17 protein-coding genes and 1 other RNA gene are annotated in these 19,073 nt (G+C 65.5%); 17 read left to right on the top strand and 1 reads right to left on the bottom strand.

Going from position 1 to position 19,073, the window contains the following annotated elements; all coding sequences use genetic code 11:
• Positions 1-40 precede the first annotated feature (40 nt).
• The 17 genes from rnpB to lpxC all read left to right on the top strand — a co-directional run bounded on the left by rnpB (position 41) and on the right by lpxC (position 18,458).
• Positions 41-397, top strand: an RNA gene (rnpB, locus tag ACNFIA_RS06420) — RNase P RNA component class A.
• A 306-nt stretch (positions 398-703) separates the two neighbouring features.
• A complete protein-coding gene (gene mraZ, locus ACNFIA_RS06415) occupies positions 704-1,159 on the top strand; it encodes a division/cell wall cluster transcriptional repressor MraZ (protein WP_259759397.1) in 456 nt (151 codons plus the stop codon).
• Positions 1,160-1,167: 8 nt separating this feature from the next.
• Positions 1,168-2,109, top strand: coding sequence for a 16S rRNA (cytosine(1402)-N(4))-methyltransferase RsmH (gene rsmH, locus ACNFIA_RS06410; RefSeq protein WP_259759398.1), 942 nt, complete (start codon positions 1,168-1,170; stop codon positions 2,107-2,109).
• A complete protein-coding gene (gene ftsL, locus ACNFIA_RS06405) occupies positions 2,106-2,399 on the top strand; it encodes a cell division protein FtsL (RefSeq protein ID WP_259759399.1) in 294 nt (97 codons plus the stop codon). Before rsmH ends, ftsL begins: the two co-directional genes overlap by 4 nt.
• A complete protein-coding gene (locus ACNFIA_RS06400) occupies positions 2,396-4,144 on the top strand; it encodes a peptidoglycan D,D-transpeptidase FtsI family protein (protein ID WP_259759400.1) in 1,749 nt (582 codons plus the stop codon). Before ftsL ends, ACNFIA_RS06400 begins: the two co-directional genes overlap by 4 nt.
• Entirely contained in the window at positions 4,144-5,607 is a 1,464-nt protein-coding gene (locus ACNFIA_RS06395; RefSeq protein ID WP_416783509.1) for a UDP-N-acetylmuramoyl-L-alanyl-D-glutamate--2,6-diaminopimelate ligase, read from the top strand. Before ACNFIA_RS06400 ends, ACNFIA_RS06395 begins: the two co-directional genes overlap by 1 nt.
• Complete coding sequence (locus ACNFIA_RS06390; protein WP_416783507.1) at positions 5,600-6,964, top strand: UDP-N-acetylmuramoyl-tripeptide--D-alanyl-D-alanine ligase; 1,365 nt, start codon at positions 5,600-5,602, stop codon at positions 6,962-6,964. Before ACNFIA_RS06395 ends, ACNFIA_RS06390 begins: the two co-directional genes overlap by 8 nt.
• Positions 6,965-8,047 carry a phospho-N-acetylmuramoyl-pentapeptide-transferase gene (gene mraY / locus ACNFIA_RS06385; protein WP_259759403.1) on the top strand — a complete coding sequence of 361 codons (1,083 nt, stop codon included), beginning with the start codon at positions 6,965-6,967 and terminating at the stop codon, positions 8,045-8,047. It begins immediately after the preceding gene.
• A gap of 13 nt (positions 8,048-8,060) precedes the next feature.
• Positions 8,061-9,407: a UDP-N-acetylmuramoyl-L-alanine--D-glutamate ligase gene (gene murD, locus ACNFIA_RS06380; RefSeq protein ID WP_416783506.1), complete on the top strand. Its 1,347-nt coding sequence runs from the start codon at positions 8,061-8,063 to the stop codon at positions 9,405-9,407.
• On the top strand, positions 9,407-10,606 hold the full coding sequence (ftsW, locus tag ACNFIA_RS06375; protein WP_259759405.1) for a putative lipid II flippase FtsW: 1,200 nt from the start codon (positions 9,407-9,409) through the stop codon (positions 10,604-10,606). The genes murD and ftsW overlap by 1 nt, the downstream gene beginning before the upstream one ends.
• Positions 10,596-11,669, top strand: coding sequence for an undecaprenyldiphospho-muramoylpentapeptide beta-N-acetylglucosaminyltransferase (gene murG, locus ACNFIA_RS06370; protein WP_416783503.1), 1,074 nt, complete (start codon positions 10,596-10,598; stop codon positions 11,667-11,669). The genes ftsW and murG overlap by 11 nt, the downstream gene beginning before the upstream one ends.
• Complete coding sequence (gene murC, locus ACNFIA_RS06365; protein WP_416783501.1) at positions 11,662-13,116, top strand: UDP-N-acetylmuramate--L-alanine ligase; 1,455 nt, start codon at positions 11,662-11,664, stop codon at positions 13,114-13,116. The genes murG and murC overlap by 8 nt, the downstream gene beginning before the upstream one ends.
• Complete coding sequence (locus tag ACNFIA_RS06360; RefSeq protein ID WP_416783500.1) at positions 13,113-14,060, top strand: D-alanine--D-alanine ligase; 948 nt, start codon at positions 13,113-13,115, stop codon at positions 14,058-14,060. The genes murC and ACNFIA_RS06360 overlap by 4 nt, the downstream gene beginning before the upstream one ends.
• A gap of 3 nt (positions 14,061-14,063) precedes the next feature.
• Entirely contained in the window at positions 14,064-14,927 is an 864-nt protein-coding gene (locus ACNFIA_RS06355) for a cell division protein FtsQ/DivIB (RefSeq protein ID WP_416783498.1), read from the top strand.
• 21 nt (positions 14,928-14,948) lie between these two features.
• Complete coding sequence (gene ftsA / locus ACNFIA_RS06350) at positions 14,949-16,196, top strand: cell division protein FtsA (protein ID WP_045209630.1); 1,248 nt, start codon at positions 14,949-14,951, stop codon at positions 16,194-16,196.
• A 53-nt stretch (positions 16,197-16,249) separates the two neighbouring features.
• Positions 16,250-17,434 carry a cell division protein FtsZ gene (gene ftsZ / locus ACNFIA_RS06345; RefSeq protein ID WP_259759410.1) on the top strand — a complete coding sequence of 395 codons (1,185 nt, stop codon included), beginning with the start codon at positions 16,250-16,252 and terminating at the stop codon, positions 17,432-17,434.
• Positions 17,435-17,546: 112 nt separating this feature from the next.
• Complete coding sequence (lpxC, locus tag ACNFIA_RS06340; RefSeq protein WP_184589107.1) at positions 17,547-18,458, top strand: UDP-3-O-acyl-N-acetylglucosamine deacetylase; 912 nt, start codon at positions 17,547-17,549, stop codon at positions 18,456-18,458.
• A gap of 68 nt (positions 18,459-18,526) precedes the next feature.
• Here the strand turns inward: lpxC and ACNFIA_RS06335 are convergent, their stop codons facing one another.
• Positions 18,527-18,994 carry a DUF721 domain-containing protein gene (locus ACNFIA_RS06335; protein WP_416783495.1) on the bottom strand — a complete coding sequence of 156 codons (468 nt, stop codon included), beginning with the start codon at positions 18,992-18,994 and terminating at the stop codon, positions 18,527-18,529.
• Between the last annotated feature and the right edge of the window lie 79 nt (positions 18,995-19,073).

The raw sequence follows: 19,073 nt of genomic DNA, 5'->3' as shown, positions 1-19,073 counted from the left end.
GCTTGTCCTGAGCGTCGTCAGCCGCTAACCTTGCGGACTGAGAGTCGATTGGACAGTCGCTGTCTCGTGGTGTTCCACCATGGGGTGGAGGAAAGTCCGGGCTCCACAGGGCAGAGTGCCAGGTAACGCCTGGGAGGCGCGAGCCTACGGAAAGTGCCACAGAAAATAACCGCCTAAGCGCGCAAGCGCCGGTAAGGGTGAAAAGGTGCGGTAAGAGCGCACCGCACGGCTGGCAACAGTTCGTGGCTAGGTAAACCCCACTCGGAGCAAGATCAAATAGGAACCCATTGGCGCGGCCCGCGTTGGGTTCGGGTAGATCGCTTGAGGCATGCAGTGATGTATGTCCCAGAGGAATGGCTGTCCTCGACAGAACCCGGCTTACAGATCGACTCTCAGCCTTTTTTCTCCACTTCTTCCCACATGACCATTTGTCGCGGACCGGAAGAAGTTTAAAACTTAAGAAATCACTTTAAGTATGAAAGCCCAGTGTTTTGAAAACACTGGGCTTTTCTCTTTTCTAGCGCGTCAAATTCCTCCCCGAACCTCTTAAAAGCACGCTAAATCTCGGTCCTATAAGGATTTTTCCCATCTGGCTTGCCTTGACGGTGGGGAGCGCGGATTTCTATAGTGTGCGGAAGTGGTATGAAGTGGGTAAAAGTGGGATCAACAGGCATGGATAGCCAACCACAGGGGAAGCGCTGACGTGTTTCGCGGAGCTAACGCCATCAGTCTCGACGCCAAAGGGCGCCTCGCGATGCCGAGTCGGTATCGTGACGAGCTCGTTTCGCGTTGCAATGGCCAGCTCATCGTCACCATCGATGCCGTCGACACCTGCCTCACTGTCTACCCCCTCCCGGAATGGGAACTCATCGAAGCCAAGCTGCGCGAACTGCCCTCGCTGCGTGAAGAGACGCGGCGCCTGCAGCGTTTGCTGATTGGTAATGCCGTTGACCTGGAGCTCGATAGCGCCGGGCGTTTTCTCGTTCCGCCGCGTCTGCGCGAATACGCAGGGCTGGACAAGAAGGCGATGCTGGTCGGCCAGCTGAACAAGTTCCAGTTGTGGGACGAAGACAAATGGAATGCGCTTGCCGAGGCCGACCTCGCAGCCATCAAAGAACCCGGCGGCCTGCCGGATGAACTGCGCGACCTTATTCTGTGAGCCTGCCTGTGACCAGTACCTTCCAACACATCACCGTTCTACTCGAGGAGGCCGTCGAAGCGCTGGCCCCCCTGGAGGGCGGCCGCTATGTGGACGGTACCTTCGGCAGGGGAGGGCACAGCCGGGCCTTGCTCGGCAGGCTTGGCCCGGGTGGTCAACTGCTCGGGTTCGACAAGGACCCGCAAGCGATCGCGACAGGAAAAGCACTGGCGGCCGAAGACGGCCGCTTCGTCATTGTGCAACGGTCCTTCGCCGAGATGGGTGAGGAGTTCTCCGCGCGCGGCCTGCAGGGCAGCGTGAATGGCGTTCTGCTGGACCTGGGCGTGTCCTCGCCACAGCTGGATGACCCCGAGCGTGGCTTCAGCTTCCTCAACGACGGCCCGCTGGACATGCGCATGAACCCCGACCAGGGCGTCAGCGCCGCGCAGTGGATCGCCACCGCCGCGGAAGACGAGATCGCCCGCGTGTTCAAGGATTACGGTGAGGAGCGCTTCGCCAAGCGCATGGCGCGCGCCATCGTGCAGCGCCGGGCGGAAAAGCCGTTCGAGCGCACCGCCGACCTGGCCGCCGTGATCACCGAGGCCAACCCGGCCTGGGAGAAGGGCAAGAACCCGGCGACCCGCGCCTTCCAGGGACTGCGCATCTTCATCAACAACGAGCTGGGCGATCTGGAGCGTGGCCTTGAGGCTGCCCTGGAAGGCCTGGCCATCGGCGGTCGCCTGGTGGTGATCAGCTTCCACTCGCTGGAAGACCGTATCGTCAAACAGTTCATGCGCAAGCAGGTGAAGGGCGAAGCGGACAACCTGCCGCGCAACCTGCCGATCCAGGTCAAGCCCTTCGAGCCGCGCCTGAAGCTGATCGGCAAGCCGGTCTACGCCTCCGAAGCCGAGCTCAAGGCCAACCCGCGCTCGCGCAGTGCGGTCATGCGCATCGCGGAGAAGCTCAGATGAGCCGTCTCTTCTCCAAGCGCCTGCCGACCGGCAGCTTCTTCATGCTGCTGCTGTTCATCGGCGTACTGCTGTCCGCTATTTCCGTTTCCTACAGCGCGTACTGGAACCGCCAGTTGCTCAACTCGCTGTACACCGAGCTCAACGTGCGCGACAAGGCGCAGGCCGAGTATGGCCGCCTGATTCTCGAGCAGAGCACCTGGACGGCCCACAGCCGCATCGAAGCCCTGGCGACCGACCAGTTGAAGATGCGCGTGCCCGATCCGACCGAAATCATCATGGTGGCGCCATGAGAGACCTGGCCGGCGCTCGTTATCCCTGGCGCTTCCGCGTCGTCATCGCCTTGTTGCTGGCGATGGTGGCGGCGATCGCCTGGCGCATCGTCGACCTCCACGTCATCGACCACGACTTCCTCAAGGGCCAGGGCGATGCGCGCAGCGTGCGGCACATCTCCATTCCCGCGCACCGCGGCCTGATCACCGACCGTAACGGCGAGCCGCTGGCCGTCAGTACGCCGGTGGCTACGCTGTGGGCCAACCCCAAGGAACTGGTGCTTGAGCGCGAGAAGTGGGGCTTCCTCGCCGACGCGCTGGGACAGCCCAAGGCGGCGCTGTCCGAGCGTCTGGATGCGAACGCCGACAAGGAATTCATCTATCTGGTACGAGGCCTGACCCCGGAGCAGGGCGAGGCCGTGATGGCCCAGGTGAAGACTCATCGTATTCCGGGGGTTTACTCGGTCGAGGAGTTCCGCCGCTTCTACCCGTCCGGCGAAGTTGCCGCCCAGGTGGTGGGCTTCACCGACGTCGACGACCGTGGCCGTGAAGGCGTGGAACTGGCCTTCGACAGCTGGCTGGCCGGTGTGCCGGGCAAGCGCCAGGTGCTCAAGGACCGCCGCGGACACCTGATCCGTGACGTGCAGGTCACCCGCAACGCCAAGGCCGGCAAGACCCTCGCCCTGTCCATCGACCTGCGCCTGCAGTACCTCGCCAACCGCGAGCTGCGCAACGCGCTGGTGGAGAACGGCGCCAAGGCCGGCAGCCTGGTGATTCTCGACGTGAAGACCGGCGAAGTGCTGGCCATGGCCAACCAGCCGACCTACAACCCGAACAACCGTCGCAACCTGCAGCCGGCGATGATGCGCAACCGCGCCATGATCGACGTGTTCGAGCCGGGTTCGACCATGAAGCCGTTCTCCATGAGCGCGGCGCTGGAAACCGGCCGCTGGAAACCCACCGACAAGGTCGAGGTGTACCCCGGTACGCTGCAGATCGGCCGCTACACCATTCGTGACGTGTCCCGTACCGAAGGGCCGGTGCTGGACCTCACCGGCATCCTGATCCGCTCCAGTAACGTGGGCATGAGCAAGGTGGCCTTCGATATCGGCGGCGAAGCTATCTATAGCCTGATGCAGAAGGTCGGCCTCGGCCAGGATACCGGCCTGGGCTTCCCCGGCGAGCGTGTGGGCAACCTGCCGAACTACCGGGAGTGGCGCAAGGCTGAGACGGCCACGCTGTCTTACGGCTACGGCCTGTCGGTTACCGCCATCCAGCTGGCCCATGCCTACGCGGCGCTGGCCAACAACGGCCGCAGCGTGCCGCTGACCATGGTCCGCGCCGACCGTCAGCCGGAGGCTACCCAGGTAATCCCCGAGCCGGTCGCCAAGACCATGCAGGGCATGCTCCAGCAAGTGATCGAGGCGCCCAACGGCGTGTACCGCGCCCAGGTGCCGGGCTATCACGTGGCTGGCAAGTCCGGTACCGCGCGCAAGACCGCGACCGGCGCCAAGGGCTATGCCGAGAACTCCTACCGCTCCCTGTTCGCCGGTTTCGCGCCGATGAACAACCCGCGCTACGTCGCCGTGGTGGTCATCGATGAACCCAGCAAGGCCGGCTATTTCGGTGGCCTGGTCTCCGCGCCGGTGTTCAGCAAGGTGATGTCCGGCACGCTGCGCCTGATGAACGTGCCGCCGGACAACCTGCCGGCCACCCCGCAGCAACAAGCTGATGCTGCGCCCGCTGCCAAAGGAGGGCGTGGCTGATGCCGATGAGCCTGAACCAACTGCTGCCGCAAGCCGAAAGCGGCGAACTGATCCGTGAGCTGACCCTGGACAGCCGCACCGTCAAGCCGGGTGACCTGTTCCTGGCCGTGCCGGGTGGGCGCCAGGATGGCCGCGCGCACATTGCCGCAGCGCTCACCCAGGGCGCCGCCGCCGTTGCCTACGAAGCGGAAGGCGCCGTGGATCTGCCGCCCAGCGACGTGCCGATGATTGCCATCAAGGGCCTCGCCAAACAGCTCTCCGCCATTGCCGGCCGCTTCTATGGCGAGCCGAGCCGCGGTGTCGAGCTGGTCGGCGTTACCGGCACCAACGGCAAGACCAGCGTCAGCCAGCTGGTGGCCCAGGCACTGGACCTGCTCGGCGAACGTTGCGGCATCGTCGGCACGCTCGGCACGGGTTTTTACGGCGCGCTGGAAAGCGGTCGTCACACCACCCCCGACCCGCTGGCGGTACAAGCGACCCTGGCACGCCTGAAGCAGGCTGGCGCCAAGGCCGTTGCGATGGAGGTGTCCTCCCACGGGCTGGAGCAGGGCCGCGTCGCGGCGCTGGGCTTCGACGTGGCGGTGTTCACCAACCTCTCGCGCGACCACCTGGACTACCACGGCACGATGGAAGCCTACGGCGCCGCCAAGGCCAAGCTGTTTGCCTGGCCGGGCCTGCGTTGCCGGGTCATCAACCTGGATGACGACTTCGGCCGCCAACTGGCGGGCGAGTCCCACGAATCCCGCCTGATGGGGTACAGCCTCAGCGACCCGTCGGCCTATATCTATTGCCGCGAAGCGCAGTTCAGCGACGCCGGCGTGCAGGCGCAGATCGTCACGCCGCAGGGCGAAGGCCTGCTGCGCAGTGCGCTGCTGGGCCAGTTCAACCTGAGCAACCTGCTGGCCGTGGTCGGCGCGTTGCTGGGCCTGGACTACCCGCTGGGCGACGTCCTCAAGGTGCTGCCGCAACTGCAAGGGCCGGTGGGCCGCATGCAGCGTCTGGGCGGCGGCGACAAGCCGCTGGTGGTCGTCGACTACGCCCACACGCCGGACGCGCTGGAAAAAGTCCTGCTGGCCCTGCGCCCGCACGTACATGGCCAACTGCTTTGCCTGTTCGGCTGCGGTGGTGACCGCGACAGCGGCAAGCGCCCGATCATGGCGCAGATCGCCGAGCAGCACGCCGACCGCGTGCTGGTCACCGACGACAACCCGCGCACCGAGAAGAGCGAAGCGATCATCGCCGATATCCGTGCCGGTTTCGCCAAGCCCGACGCGGTGGCGTTTGTTCCCGGTCGTGGCGAGGCCATTGCCCGCCTGATTGCCTCCGCCGGCGCCGATGACGTCGTGCTGCTGGCTGGCAAGGGGCATGAGGATTACCAGGAGATCGACGGTGTTCGCCACCCGTTCTCCGATCTGGACCAAGCCGCCGAGGCGCTGGCTGCCTGGGAGGTGAAGCGTGATTAAGCCCCTTTCGCTCAACGAAATCGCCGGCGCCCTGAATGGCCGCGTGGCCGGTGCCGACGCCCGCTTCGACGCCGTCAGCACCGACAGCCGCGCCATTGTGCCCGGCCAGCTGTTCATCGCCCTGACCGGCCCGCGTTTCGACGGCCACGACTACCTGGCCGACGTCGCCGCCAAGGGCGCGGTTGCCGCCCTGGTCGAGCGCGAAGTCGCCGACGCACCGCTGCCCCAACTGGTGGTGAAAGACACCCGTATCGCGCTCGGCCAACTCGGCGCGCTGAACCGTGCCGCCTTCACCGGCCGTGTCGCCGCCGTCACCGGCTCCAGCGGCAAGACCACCGTGAAGGAAATGCTGGCAAGCATCCTGCGGACCCAGGGCGACGTCCTGGCCACCCGCGGCAACCTGAACAACGACCTCGGTGCGCCGCTGACCCTGCTGCAGCTGGCTCCGGAGCACCAGAGCGCGGTCATCGAGCTGGGAGCCAACCGTGTCGGCGAAATCGCCTACACCGTGGCGCTGACCCGTCCGCAGGTCGCCATCATCACCAACGCCGGCACCGCCCACGTCGGCGAGTTCGGCGGCCAGGACAAGATCGTCCTGGCCAAGGGCGAGATCCTCGAAGGGCTGGCCGACGATGGCGTGGCCATCCTCAATCGCGATGACAAGGCCTTCGATACCTGGCAAACCCGCGCTGCCGGCCGCCGCGTCTCCAGTTTCGGCCTGCATGACAAGCGTGCCGACTTCCGCGCCAGTGACCTGAAGCGCGACGCCCGAGGCTGCCCGGGATTCACCCTGCACGGCCCGGCCGGCGAGGCTGCCGTTCAGCTGAATCTCCTGGGTGAGCACAACGTCACAAACGCGCTGGCCGCCGCTGCTGCCGCTCACGCCCTTGGCGTGCCGCTGGTCGGGATCGTCTCCGGCTTGCAGAACCTGCAGCCAGTCAAGGGGCGCGCCGCAGCGCAGCTGGCGACGAATGGCATGCGTGTGATCGACGACAGCTACAACGCCAATCCGGCTTCAATCTGCGCGGCGATTGATATACTCGCCGGCTTTTCCGGCCGGACCGTTCTGGTCCTCGGGGACATGGGCGAGTTGGGTGCCTGGGCGGAATCTTCCCACCGTGAAGTGGGAACTTACGCCATTGGCAAAGTCACCGCGCTCTATGCCGTCGGACCGTTGATGAGCCACGCCGTGCAGGCGTTCGGTTCCGCGGGCCGGCATTTCGCCGATCAGGCCAGCCTGATCGACGCCCTGGCCGACGAAGCATCGTCAACCACCATTCTGATCAAGGGTTCCCGCAGCGCGGCGATGGACAAGGTCGTCGCGGCGTTGTGCGGTACCTCCGAGGAGAGTCACTAAATGCTGCTGCTGCTCGCCGAGTACCTGCAACAGTTCTACAAGGGCTTCGGCGTCTTCCAGTACCTGACCCTGCGCGGCATCCTGAGCGTGCTGACCGCACTCGCCCTGTCGCTGTGGCTGGGCCCGTGGATGATCCGCACCCTGCAGATCCGTCAGATCGGCCAGGCCGTGCGCAACGACGGCCCGCAATCGCACCTGTCCAAGAAAGGCACGCCGACCATGGGTGGCGCGCTGATCCTCACCGCCATCGCCATCAGCACCCTGCTGTGGTCCGACTGGTCGAACCGCTACATGTGGGTCGTGCTGGCCGTCACGTTGCTGTTCGGCGCCGTCGGCTGGGTGGATGACTACCGCAAGGTGATCGAGAAGAACTCCCGTGGCCTGCCGAGCCGCTGGAAGTATTTCTGGCAGTCGGTATTCGGCCTGGGCGCGGCGATCTTCCTGTTCATGACGGCCGAAACGCCGGTCGAGACCACCCTGATCGTGCCGATGCTGAAGAACGTCGAGATCCCGCTGGGCATCTTCTTCGTCGTGCTGACCTATTTCGTGATCGTCGGTTCGAGCAACGCGGTGAACCTCACCGACGGCCTCGATGGCCTGGCCATCATGCCCACCGTGATGGTCGGCGGTGCGCTGGGGATCTTCTGCTACCTGTCGGGCAACATCAAATTCGCCGAATACCTGTTCATCCCGAGCGTGCCGGGCGCGGGCGAGCTGATCATCTTCTGTGCCGCCATCGTTGGTGCGGGGCTGGGCTTCCTCTGGTTCAACACCTACCCGGCGCAGGTCTTCATGGGCGACGTCGGCGCGCTGGCGCTGGGCGCCGCGCTGGGCACCATCGCGGTGATCGTGCGCCAGGAAATCGTGCTGTTCATCATGGGCGGCGTGTTCGTCATGGAAACCCTGTCGGTGGTGATCCAGGTCGCCTCCTTCAAGTTGACCGGCAAGCGGGTGTTCCGCATGGCGCCGATCCACCACCACTTCGAACTCAAGGGCTGGCCGGAGCCGCGCGTGATCGTGCGCTTCTGGATCATCACGGTGATTCTCGTGCTGATCGGCCTGGCCACGTTGAAACTGCGTTGAGGACTGATCGAGCATGAGCCTGATCGCTTCCGACCAATTCCGCATCGTTGTCGGCCTCGGCAAGAGCGGCATGTCCCTGGTGCGCTACCTGGCGCGTCAGGGCGTGCCGTTTGCCGTGGCCGATACGCGCGCGAATCCGCCGGAGCTGGCGACCCTGCGCGAGCAGTACCCGCAGGTCGAGGTGCGCTGCGGCGACCTCGACGCCGATTTCCTCTGCCGTGCCCAGGAGCTCTACGTGAGCCCCGGCCTGTCGCTGCGCGTCCCGGCGCTGGTGGAAGCTGCCGCCCGTGGCGTGCGCATGTCTGGCGACGTCGACCTGTTCGCGCGTCACGCGAAGGCGCCCATCGTCGCCATCACCGGATCCAATGCCAAGAGCACCGTCACCACCCTGGTAGGCGACATGGCCCAGGCCGCCGGCAAGCGCGTTGCTGTCGGCGGCAACCTGGGCACCCCGGCGCTGGACCTGCTGGCCGACGACGTCGAGCTGTATGTCGTGGAACTCTCCAGCTTCCAGCTGGAAACCTGCGAGCGCCTGAACGCCGAGGTCGCCACCTGCCTGAACGTCAGCGAAGACCACATGGACCGCTACGACGGCATGGCCGACTACCACCTGGCCAAGCACCGCATCTTCCGCGGTGCCCGGCAGGTCGTGGTGAACCGTGCCGACCCGCTGAGCCGTCCGCTGATCGCCGACAACGTGCCGTGCTGGACCTTTGGCACCAACAAGCCGGACTTCAAGGGCTTTGGCCTGATCGAAGAGGACGGCGAGAAGTGGCTGGCCTTCCAGTTCGACAAACTGATGCCGGCCCGCGAACTGAAGATTCGTGGCGCGCACAACCAGTCCAACGCCCTGGCCGCGCTGGCGCTGGGGCATGCCGTGGGCCTGCCGTTCGAACCGATGCTGCAGACCCTGCGCGAATTCGCCGGTCTCGCCCATCGCTGCCAGTGGGTGCGTGAGCGCAACGGTGTGAACTACTACGACGACTCCAAGGCCACCAACGTCGGTGCCGCCCTGGCTGCCATCGAAGGCCTGGGTGCCGACATCGACGGCAAGCTGGTGCTGATCGCCGGTGGCGACGGCAAGGGCGCCGATTTCCACGACCTGCGGGCGCCGGTGGCGCAGCATTGCCGCGCCGTCGTGCTGCTGGGCCGTGACGCCGAACTGGTCGGCGCCGCCATTGGCAATGCCGTGCCGAAGGTCCGCGTGAACACCCTGGACGAAGCCGTCGAGCATGCTGCCGACCTGGCCCTGCCGGGCGACGCCGTGCTGCTCTCGCCGGCCTGCGCGAGCCTGGACATGTTCAAGAACTACGAAGAACGCGGACGCCTGTTCGCCAAGGCCGTGGAGGAGCTCGCCTGATGTTCTCCTTCCTGCGCCCTTATCCGTCCCCGCTGATCAGCCGCAACGGCATCGACGTCGACTTCCCGCTGCTGGCGGGTTGCCTGGCGCTGCTCGGCCTCGGCCTGGTGATGGTCACTTCGGCGTCCTCCGAAGTCGCTGCGGCGCAGTCCGGCAACCCGCTGTACTTCTCGGTTCGCCACCTGATCTATCTCGCCATTGGCTTCGTCGCCTGCGGCGTGACCATGATGATCCCGATGGAAACCTGGCAGCGCTGGGGCTGGAAGCTGCTGGCCGTGGCCTTCGTGCTGCTGGTGATGGTGGTCACGCCCGGCATCGGCCGCGAGGTGAACGGCTCCATGCGCTGGATCGGTTTCGGCCTGTTCAACATCCAGCCTTCGGAGATCGCCAAGGTCTTCGTGGTGATCTTCATGGCCGGCTACCTGGTTCGTCGCCAGGAAGAGGTACGCGAGAGCTGGCTGGGCTTCTTCAAGCCGTTCGTGGTGCTGCTGCCGATGGCCGGCCTGCTGCTGCGCGAGCCGGACTTCGGCGCCACCGTGGTGATGATGGGCGCGGCCGCCGCGATGCTGTTCCTGGGCGGCGTCGGGCTGTTCCGCTTCGGCCTGATGGTCGCGCTGGCGGTGGGCGCCGTGGTGCTGCTGATCCAGACCCAGCCCTACCGGATGGCGCGCCTGACCAACTTCACCGACCCCTGGGCTGACCAGTTCGGCGCGGGCTACCAGCTGAGCCAGGCGCTGATCGCCTTCGGTCGTGGCGGCTGGACCGGCATGGGCCTGGGCAACAGCATCCAGAAGCAGTTCTACCTGCCCGAGGCGCACACCGACTTCGTCTTCGCCGTGCTCGCCGAAGAGCTGGGCATCGTCGGCGCCATGGCGACCGTCGCCCTGTTCGTCTTCGTCAGCCTGCGCGCCCTGTACATCGGTATCTGGGCCGAGCAGTCGAAGCAGTATTTCTCCGCCTATGTCGCCTACGGGCTGGCCTTCCTGTGGATCGGCCAGTTCCTGATCAACGTGGGCGTGAACGTCGGCCTCCTGCCGACCAAGGGCCTGACCCTGCCGTTCCTGAGCTACGGCGGCAGCTCGCTGGTGATCTGCTGCGCCTGCCTGGGGATGCTCCTGCGCATCGAATGGGAACGCCGCACCGTGATGGGCAGCGAGGAATATGAATTCAGCGAAGAGGACTTTGCCGATGAAAGGTAACGTCCTGATCATGGCGGGCGGCACCGGCGGACACGTGTTCCCGGCCCTGGCCTGCGCCCGTGAGTTCCAGGCGCGCGGCTACAGCGTGCACTGGCTGGGCACCCCGCGCGGCATCGAGAACGATCTGGTACCCAAGGCCGGCGTGCCGCTGCACCTGATCAATGTCAGCGGCCTGCGCGGCAAGGGCGTCAAGTCGCTGCTGCGCGCGCCGTTCGATCTGCTCAAGTCGCTGTTCCAGGCGCTGGGCGTGGTTCGCCAGCTCAAGCCGGTCTGCGTGCTTGGCCTGGGCGGCTACGTCACCGGCCCGGGCGGCCTGGCGGCCAAGCTGTCCGGCGTGCCGCTGGTGATCCATGAACAGAACGCCGTCGCCGGCACCGCCAACCGCAGCCTCGCGCCGCTGGCCAAGCGGGTGTGCGAAGCCTTCCCGAATACGTTCGACAGCAGCGCCAAGCGCCTGACCACCGGCAACCCGGTGCGCGTCGAGCTGTTCCTGGAAGAGGGCGCCCGTGCGCCGTTGGCCGGTCGCCGCGTCAACCTGCTGGTGCTGGGCGGCAGCCTGGGCGCCGAGCCACTGAACAAGCTGCTGCCCGAAGCCCTGGCCCAGGTACCGAGCGAGATTCGCCCGGCCATTCGCCATCAGGCCGGTCGTCAGCATGACGAAATTACCGCGGAGCGTTACCGCGCCGCGGGTGTCGAAGCGGACGTCGCTCCGTTCATCGCCGACATGGCCGCCGCCTATGCCTGGGCCGATCTGGTGATCTGCCGCGCCGGCGCGCTGACCGTGAGCGAGCTGACCGCCGCCGGCCTGCCGTCCTTCCTGGTGCCGCTGCCCCACGCGATCGACGACCACCAGACCAAGAACGCCGAATTCCTGGTGCGGGAGGGCGCAGCCCACCTGCTGCCGCAGAAATCTACCAGCGCCGCCGATCTGGCCGCGCAGTTGTCCGAGGTATTGATGCATCCCGATTCCCTGACCCGCATGGCCGCTCGCGCTCGCAGCCTGGCCAAGCCCGAGGCTACCCGCACGGTGGTCGATGCCTGCCTGGAGGTGGCCCGTGGTTAAAGAACCGACCGGCGTCACCCGCACCATGCGCCGCATCCGTCGCATCCACTTCGTCGGCATCGGTGGCGTGGGCATGTGCGGAATCGCGGAAGTGCTGCTCAACCTCGGCTACGAAGTTTCCGGCTCCGACCTCAAGGCGTCGCCGGTCACCGAGCGCCTGGAGAAGTTCGGCGCACAGATCTTCATCGGCCACCGGGCGGAGAACTCCGACGGCGCCGACGTGCTGGTGGTCTCCAGTGCGGTGAACAAGTCGAACCCGGAAGTCGCAGCCGCGCTGGATCGCCGTGTGCCGGTAGTGCCGCGCGCCGAGATGCTCGCCGAGCTGATGCGCTACCGCCACGGCATCGCGGTGGCCGGTACCCACGGCAAGACCACCACCACCAGCCTGATCGCTTCGGTATTCGCCGCCGGCGGCCTGGACCCGACCTTCGTCATCGGCGGCCGCCTGAACGCCGCGGGCACCAACGCGCAGCTGGGCACCAGCCGCTACCTGGTGGCCGAGGCCGACGAGAGCGACGCCAGCTTCCTGCACCTGCAGCCGATGGTCTCGGTGGTCACCAACATCGACGCCGACCACATGAGCACCTACGGCGGAGACTTCAACAAGCTCAAGCGCACCTTCGTCGACTTCCTGCACAACCTGCCGTTCTACGGCCTGGCCGTGGTCTGCGTGGACGACCCGGTGGTGCGCGAGATCCTGCCGCAGGTCGCTCGCCCGACCGTGACCTACGGCCTGAGCGAGGACGCCGACGTCCGCGCCATCAACATCCGCCAGGAAGGCATGCGCACCTACTTCACCGTGCTGCGCCCCGAGCGCGAGCCGCTGGACGTCTCGGTGAACATGCCCGGCCTGCACAACGTGCTGAATTCCCTGGCGACCATCGTGATCGCTACCGACGAAGGCATCTCCGACGAAGCCATCGTCCAGGGCCTGTCCGGCTTCCAGGGTGTCGGCCGACGCTTCCAGGTCTATGGCGACCTGCTGGTCGAAGGCGGCAGCGTGATGCTGGTCGACGACTACGGCCACCACCCGCGCGAAGTCGCGGCGGTGATCAAGGCCGTGCGCGGTGGCTGGCCGGAGCGTCGCCTGGTGATGGTCTACCAGCCGCACCGTTACACCCGCACCCGTGACCTGTACGAGGACTTCGTGCAGGTGCTGGGCGAGGCCAACGTGCTGATGCTGATGGAGGTCTACCCGGCCGGCGAAGAGCCGATCCCCGGGGCCGACAGCCGTCACCTGTGCCATAGCATCCGCCAGCGCGGCCAGCTCGACCCGATCTACCTGGAGCGTGGCGGTGACCTCGCTTCGCTGCTGCAGCCGCTGCTGCGTCCGGGCGACATCCTGCTTTGCCAGGGCGCCGGCGATATCGGCGGGCTGGCTCCGCAACTGATCAAGAATCCGATGTTCGGCGCCGCCGCTGCGGGCGCCGAGGGGAAGAAGCAATGAGTGACGCCCTCAAATCCGCCCTCGAGCCCCGCGCCTTCGGTCGCGTTGCTGTGCTGTACGGCGGCAAGAGCGCCGAGCGCGAGGTGTCGCTGAAGTCCGGCGCCATGGTCCTGCAGGCGCTGCAGGGCGCGGGTGTGGACGCCTTCGGCATCGACGTGGGCGACGACCTGCTGGAGCGCCTGACCCGCGAGAAGATCGACCGCGCCTTCATCATCCTCCACGGCCGTGGCGGTGAAGACGGCACCATGCAGGGCCTGCTGGAAATCGCCGGCATTCCCTACACCGGCAGCGGTGTGCTGGCCTCCGCGCTGGCCATGGACAAGCTGCGGACCAAGCGCGTGTGGCTGAGCCTCGGCCTGCCCACGCCCGACCACGCCGCGCTCGCCAGCGAGGACGATTGCCGTGCCGCTGCCGCGAAGCTGGGCTTCCCACTGATCGTCAAGCCGGCCAGCGAGGGCTCGAGCATCGGCATGGCCAAGGTGAACAGCGTGGACGAGCTGATCGCCGCCTGGGCTGCTGCCGCGAAATACGATCCGCAGGTGCTCGTCGAGCAGTGGATCAGCGGCCCCGAGTACACCGTCGCGATCCTCCGTGGTCAGGTGCTGCCGCCCATTCGTCTGGGCACCCCGCACACCTTCTACGACTACGACGCCAAGTACCTGGCCAACGATACCCAGTACCAGATTCCCTGCGGCCTGGAGGCCGACAAGGAACAGGAACTCAAGGACCTGACCGCGCGCGCCTGCGATGCCCTGAGCATCCAGGGCTGGGGTCGGACCGACGTGATGCAGGACGCCCAAGGGCGCTTCTGGCTGTTGGAAGTGAACACGGCACCGGGCATGACCGATCACAGCCTGGTGCCCATGGCCGCGCGCGCGGCCGGCCTGGATTTCCAGCAACTGGTGCTGGCGATTCTCGCCGACAGCGTCGAGGCAAGGGGGTAAGTCATGAACGGCGCGCAGCTTCGTCACCAGAATCCCGGATCCGGCCGTGCACCCGCACGCAAGCCGGTGCCGCGCGGCGCCAGCCGTCTGGTGGCCAAGGAGCCGCTCAGCGCCCGTATGCCCAAGCCCAGCTTCGGCTTCCTCAAGGTGCTGCTGTGGCCGCTGGTGCTGGGCGTGCTCGGTGCAGGCGCGTACTACGGCGCGCAGTACGTGCTGCCCTACGCGGACCGACCGATCGCCAAGGTCAGCGTGGAGGGCGATCTCAGCTACATCAGCCAGGCGGCGGTGCAGCAGCGGATCAGCCCCTACGTCTCGGCCAGCTTCTTCACCATCGACCTGGCCGGCATGCGCCAGGAGCTGGAGCAGATGCCCTGGATCGCCCATGCCGAGGTGCGCCGCGTATGGCCCGACCAGGTGGTGATCCGCCTGGACGAGCAACTACCCATCGCCCGTTGGGGGGATGAGGCGCTGTTGAACAACCAGGGGCAGGCTTTCGCCCCGCGCGAAGTCGCCAACTACGAGCACCTGCCGCGCCTCTCCGGCCCGCAGCGCGCTCAGCAACAAGTGATGCAGCAGTACCAGATTCTCAGCCAGATGCTTCGCCCGCTGGGCTTCACCATCGCCAGCCTGGACATGAGTTCGCGCGGCGCCTGGACCCTGGGCACCGCACAAGGCGTGGAGATCATGCTGGGCCGCGACCACGCGGTAGAACAGATTCGCCGGTTCGTGACCATCTACGACAAGGCGCTGAAAGACCAGATTTCGAAAATTGCCCGCATCGACATGCGTTACCCCAACGGCCTGGCCGTGGGTTGGCGCGATCCGGTGCCGGAAACGACGGTGGCACAGACCACCGCCGTGCAGTGAGTTGAGGAGACTTCAATAACTATGGCAAGCGTGCAGAGCGGCAAAATGGTCGTCGGCCTGGACATCGGCACCTCCAAGGTGGTGGCGCTGGTGGGCGAGGTGGCGGCCGATGGCAAGCTGGAAATCGTCGGCATCGGGACGCATCCGTCGCGCGGCCTGAAGAAGGGCGTGGTGGTGAACATCGAGTCCACCGTGCAATCGATCCAGCGCGCCATCGATGAAGCCCAGCAGATGGCGGGCTGCCGTATCCACTCGGCCTTCGTCGGCATCGCCGGCAACCATATCCGCAGCCTGAATTCCCACGGCATCGTGGCGATTCGCGACCGCGAGGTCAGCGGCGCCGACATCGAGCGCGTGCTCGACGCGGCACAGGCCGTGGCCATCCCGGCCGACCAGCGTGTGCTGCACACCCTGGCCCAGGACTACGTGATCGACAACCAGGAAGGCGTGCGCGAGCCGCTGGGCATGTCCGGCGTACGCCTGGAAGCCAAGGTGCACGTCGTGACCTGCGCAGTGAACGCCGCGCAGAACATCGAGAAGTGCGTGCGCCGCTGCGGCCTGGAAGTGGACGACATCATCCTCGAGCAACTGGCCTCGGCCTATTCGGTGCTCACCGAGGACGAAAAAGAGCTGGGCGTGTGCCTGGTGGACATCGGCGGCGGCACCACCGACATCGCCATCTTCACCGAAGGGGCCATCCGCCACACGGCTGTGATCCCGATCGCCGGCGATCAGGTCACCAACGACATCGCCATGGCGCTGCGCACCCCGACGCAATACGCCGAAGAGATCAAGATTCGATATGCTTGTGCCTTGGCCAAACTGGCCGGTCCGGGCGAAACCATCAAGGTGCCCAGCGTAGGGGATCGGCCGCCGCGGGAACTGTCGCGCCAAGCGCTTGCCGAAGTGGTCGAGCCCCGTTACGACGAGCTCTTCACCCTGGTTCAGGCCGAACTGCGTCGCAGTGGCTACGAGGACCTGATTCCAGCCGGGATCGTCCTGACCGGTGGCACCTCCAAGATGGAAGGCGCCGTCGAGCTGGCCGAAGAGATCTTTCACATGCCGGTGCGCCTGGGCGTACCCCATAGCGTCAAGGGACTGGCCGACGTCGTGCGCAATCCTATCTATTCCACCGGTGTGGGGCTGCTCCTGTACGGACTGCAAAAACAGTCCGACGGCATCTCCATGTCCGGCAGCAGCTTCAGCAGCGACGAACCCAAGACACCGGTACTGGAAAAGCTTAAACGCTGGGTCCAGGGCAATTTCTGATTTACCACCGCGGTAAACGTAGGCAACACAACTAGAAAGGAAGGAGAGGGGAAATGTTTGAATTGGTAGATAACATTCCGCAAACAGCAGTCATCAAGGTTATCGGCGTAGGTGGTGGCGGCGGCAACGCCGTGAACCACATGGCCAAGAACAACGTTGATGGCGTCGAATTCATTTGCGCCAACACCGATGCGCAGGCGCTGAAGAACATCGCCGCGCGCACCGTGCTGCAACTCGGCCCGAGCGTCACCAAGGGCCTGGGCGCTGGCGCCAACCCGGAAATCGGCCGCCAGGCCGCCATCGAGGACCGCGAGCGTATCGCCGAAGTCCTGGAAGGCGCCGACATGGTCTTCATCACCACTGGCATGGGTGGCGGTACCGGTACCGGTGCTGCGCCGATCATTGCCGAGGTTGCCAAGGAAATGGGCATCCTCACCGTGGCCGTGGTCACCCGTCCGTTCCCGTTCGAAGGCCGCAAGCGCATGCAGATCGCCGACGAGGGCATCCGCTCGCTGGCGGAAAGTGTCGACTCGCTGATCACCATCCCGAACGAAAAGCTGCTGACCATCCTGGGCAAGGACGCGAGCCTGCTGGCCGCCTTCGCCAAGGCTGACGATGTACTGGCCGGTGCCGTTCGCGGTATCTCCGACATCATCAAGCGTCCGGGCATGATCAACGTCGACTTCGCCGACGTGAAAACCGTCATGAGCGAAATGGGCATGGCCATGATGGGTACCGGCTGCGCCAGCGGCCCGAACCGCGCTCGCGAGGCGACCGAAGCCGCGATCCGCAACCCGCTGCTGGAAGACGTCAACCTGCAGGGCGCCCGCGGCATCCTGGTGAACATCACTGCCGGTCCCGACCTGTCCCTGGGCGAGTACTCCGACGTGGGTAACATCATCGAGCAGTTCGCCTCCGAGCACGCCACCGTCAAAGTGGGCACCGTGATCGATCCGGACATGCGCGACGAGCTGCACGTCACCGTCGTGGCCACTGGCCTGGGCGCTCGCCTGGAGAAGCCGGTCAAGGTCGTCGACAACACCGTCCAGACCCAGGCCGTCAGCACCCAGGCTCCGGTTCAGCGCGAGCAGCAGTCGGTGAACTACCGTGACCTGGATCGTCCGACCGTCATGCGCAACCAGAACCACGGCGGCGCCGCCACCGCGGCCAAGCTGAACCCGCAGGACGATCTGGACTACCTGGACATCCCGGCCTTCCTGCGTCGTCAGGCCGATTGAGTCGATTTATCAGGAGTATCAATGTGATTGGTGTTCAGCAAAGGGCGGTTCTGCTATCATCGCCGCCCATTGTTGACAACAGTTCGCAACTTGCGCGAAAGCGGCCAAAGCCATGATCAGACAACGCACCTTGAAGAACATCATCCGGGCGACCGGTGTCGGCCTGCATTCCGGGGAAAAGGTTTACCTGACCCTGAAGCCGGCTCCCGTCGATACTGGCATCGTGTTCTGCCGGACCGATCTCGACCCCGTGGTGGAAATCCCCGCCCGGGCCTCGAACGTCGGTGAAACCACCATGTCGACCACCCTGATCAAGGGTGACATCAAGGTGGATACCGTGGAGCACCTGCTCTCGGCCATGGCCGGCCTGGGTATCGACAACGCCTATGTCGAGCTGTCCGCGTCGGAAGTACCGATCATGGACGGCAGCGCAGGTCCCTTCGTATTCCTGATCCAGTCCGCTGGCCTGCAAGAGCAGGAAGCGGCCAAGAAGTTCATCCGCATCAAGCGCGAAGTGACGGTGGAAGAGGGCGACAAGCGCGCCACCTTCGTTCCGTTTGACGGCTTCAAGGTGAGCTTCGAGATCGATTTCGATCACCCGGTCTTCCGTGGTCGCACCCAGAAAGCCGTGGTGGATTTCTCCAGCACTTCCTTCGTCAAGGAAGTCAGCCGCGCCCGCACCTTCGGGTTCATGCGCGACATCGAGATGCTGCGTTCGCAGAACCTGGCTCTGGGTGGCAGCGTGGAGAACGCCATCGTGGTCGACGAGTATCGAGTGCTCAACGAAGATGGTCTTCGTTACGAGGACGAGTTCGTCAAGCACAAGATCCTGGACGCCATTGGTGACCTGTACCTGCTGGGTAACAGCCTTATCGGCGAGTTCATCGGCTACAAGTCCGGTCATGCCCTGAACAACCGTCTCCTGCGCACCCTCATCGCAGACAAGGACGCTTGGGAAGTGGTGACCTTCGAGGACGCCAAGACCGCGCCGATCTCCTATATGCGACCCGCTGCGGCCGTATAAGGAAACCTCCTCCTTTCAGCTACAACTTCAAAGGCCACCCTCGGGTGGCCTTTTTTTATGCCTGCGCGTTATTCCTCGCCCGGTTCCGGCGGCTTGCGGCTACGGCTGGCCAGGCGCTCGAGCGCGGCCTTGAGCTGAGGGTTGCTGATGCCCTCGGCGGCTTCGTGCAAGGTGGCGGAGGCGGATTCACTGATGCGGTTGGTGTTGACCCGAGTGGGCGTCTGGATCGTCGGCTGCACCTTGAACTGGATGCGCGCCAAGCCCCTGAATTCCTCGAACGTGGCCAGTTGCCGCAGCAGGCGGTTCTGCTGATAGCGCAGGCGCGTCGCCCAGTGACCGTCGGTAACCACCAGCAGCAGGCTGCCCTCGCGCCAGGAGGCGACGCGGCAATACGGGCGTGCGGCGGGCTGCAGTTGCGAGTCGAGCAATTCCTGCAGGCGCGAGAGGCGTTGCGCCTGCGCGAACAGCGACTGCAGCGGCTTGGCTTCGCGCAGCAGCTTGGTCATCGCCTTGGCGGGCAGGGGGCGAAAGGCCATGGTGAGGAACCGGCAGTGAATGAAGCAGGATGGTAACAGATGCGCCGGGGGGCCAGATGCCACCGTCGGCCCCTTGAAG

Source organism: Pseudomonas sp. NY15437, from assembly GCF_048068435.1.
GTDB lineage: Bacteria > Pseudomonadota > Gammaproteobacteria > Pseudomonadales > Pseudomonadaceae > Pseudomonas > Pseudomonas nitroreducens_B.
Note: the sequence above shows the minus strand (reverse complement) of the source record. Positions and strands in the feature narration are given on the sequence as shown.

Coding starts and splice junctions, on each gene's coding strand:
- ACNFIA_RS06395 (WP_416783509.1), top strand. CDS start 4,144: ATGCCGATGAGCCTGAACCAACTGCTGCCGCAAGCCGAAAGCGGCGAA.
- lpxC (WP_184589107.1), top strand. CDS start 17,547: ATGATCAGACAACGCACCTTGAAGAACATCATCCGGGCGACCGGTGTC.
- ACNFIA_RS06335 (WP_416783495.1), bottom strand. CDS start 18,994: ATGGCCTTTCGCCCCCTGCCCGCCAAGGCGATGACCAAGCTGCTGCGC.
- ACNFIA_RS06355 (WP_416783498.1), top strand. CDS start 14,064: ATGAACGGCGCGCAGCTTCGTCACCAGAATCCCGGATCCGGCCGTGCA.
- ACNFIA_RS06360 (WP_416783500.1), top strand. CDS start 13,113: ATGAGTGACGCCCTCAAATCCGCCCTCGAGCCCCGCGCCTTCGGTCGC.
- ftsZ (WP_259759410.1), top strand. CDS start 16,250: ATGTTTGAATTGGTAGATAACATTCCGCAAACAGCAGTCATCAAGGTT.
- murD (WP_416783506.1), top strand. CDS start 8,061: ATGAGCCTGATCGCTTCCGACCAATTCCGCATCGTTGTCGGCCTCGGC.
- ftsW (WP_259759405.1), top strand. CDS start 9,407: ATGTTCTCCTTCCTGCGCCCTTATCCGTCCCCGCTGATCAGCCGCAAC.
- ftsA (WP_045209630.1), top strand. CDS start 14,949: ATGGCAAGCGTGCAGAGCGGCAAAATGGTCGTCGGCCTGGACATCGGC.
- mraY (WP_259759403.1), top strand. CDS start 6,965: ATGCTGCTGCTGCTCGCCGAGTACCTGCAACAGTTCTACAAGGGCTTC.
- ftsL (WP_259759399.1), top strand. CDS start 2,106: ATGAGCCGTCTCTTCTCCAAGCGCCTGCCGACCGGCAGCTTCTTCATG.
- ACNFIA_RS06400 (WP_259759400.1), top strand. CDS start 2,396: ATGAGAGACCTGGCCGGCGCTCGTTATCCCTGGCGCTTCCGCGTCGTC.
- murG (WP_416783503.1), top strand. CDS start 10,596: ATGAAAGGTAACGTCCTGATCATGGCGGGCGGCACCGGCGGACACGTG.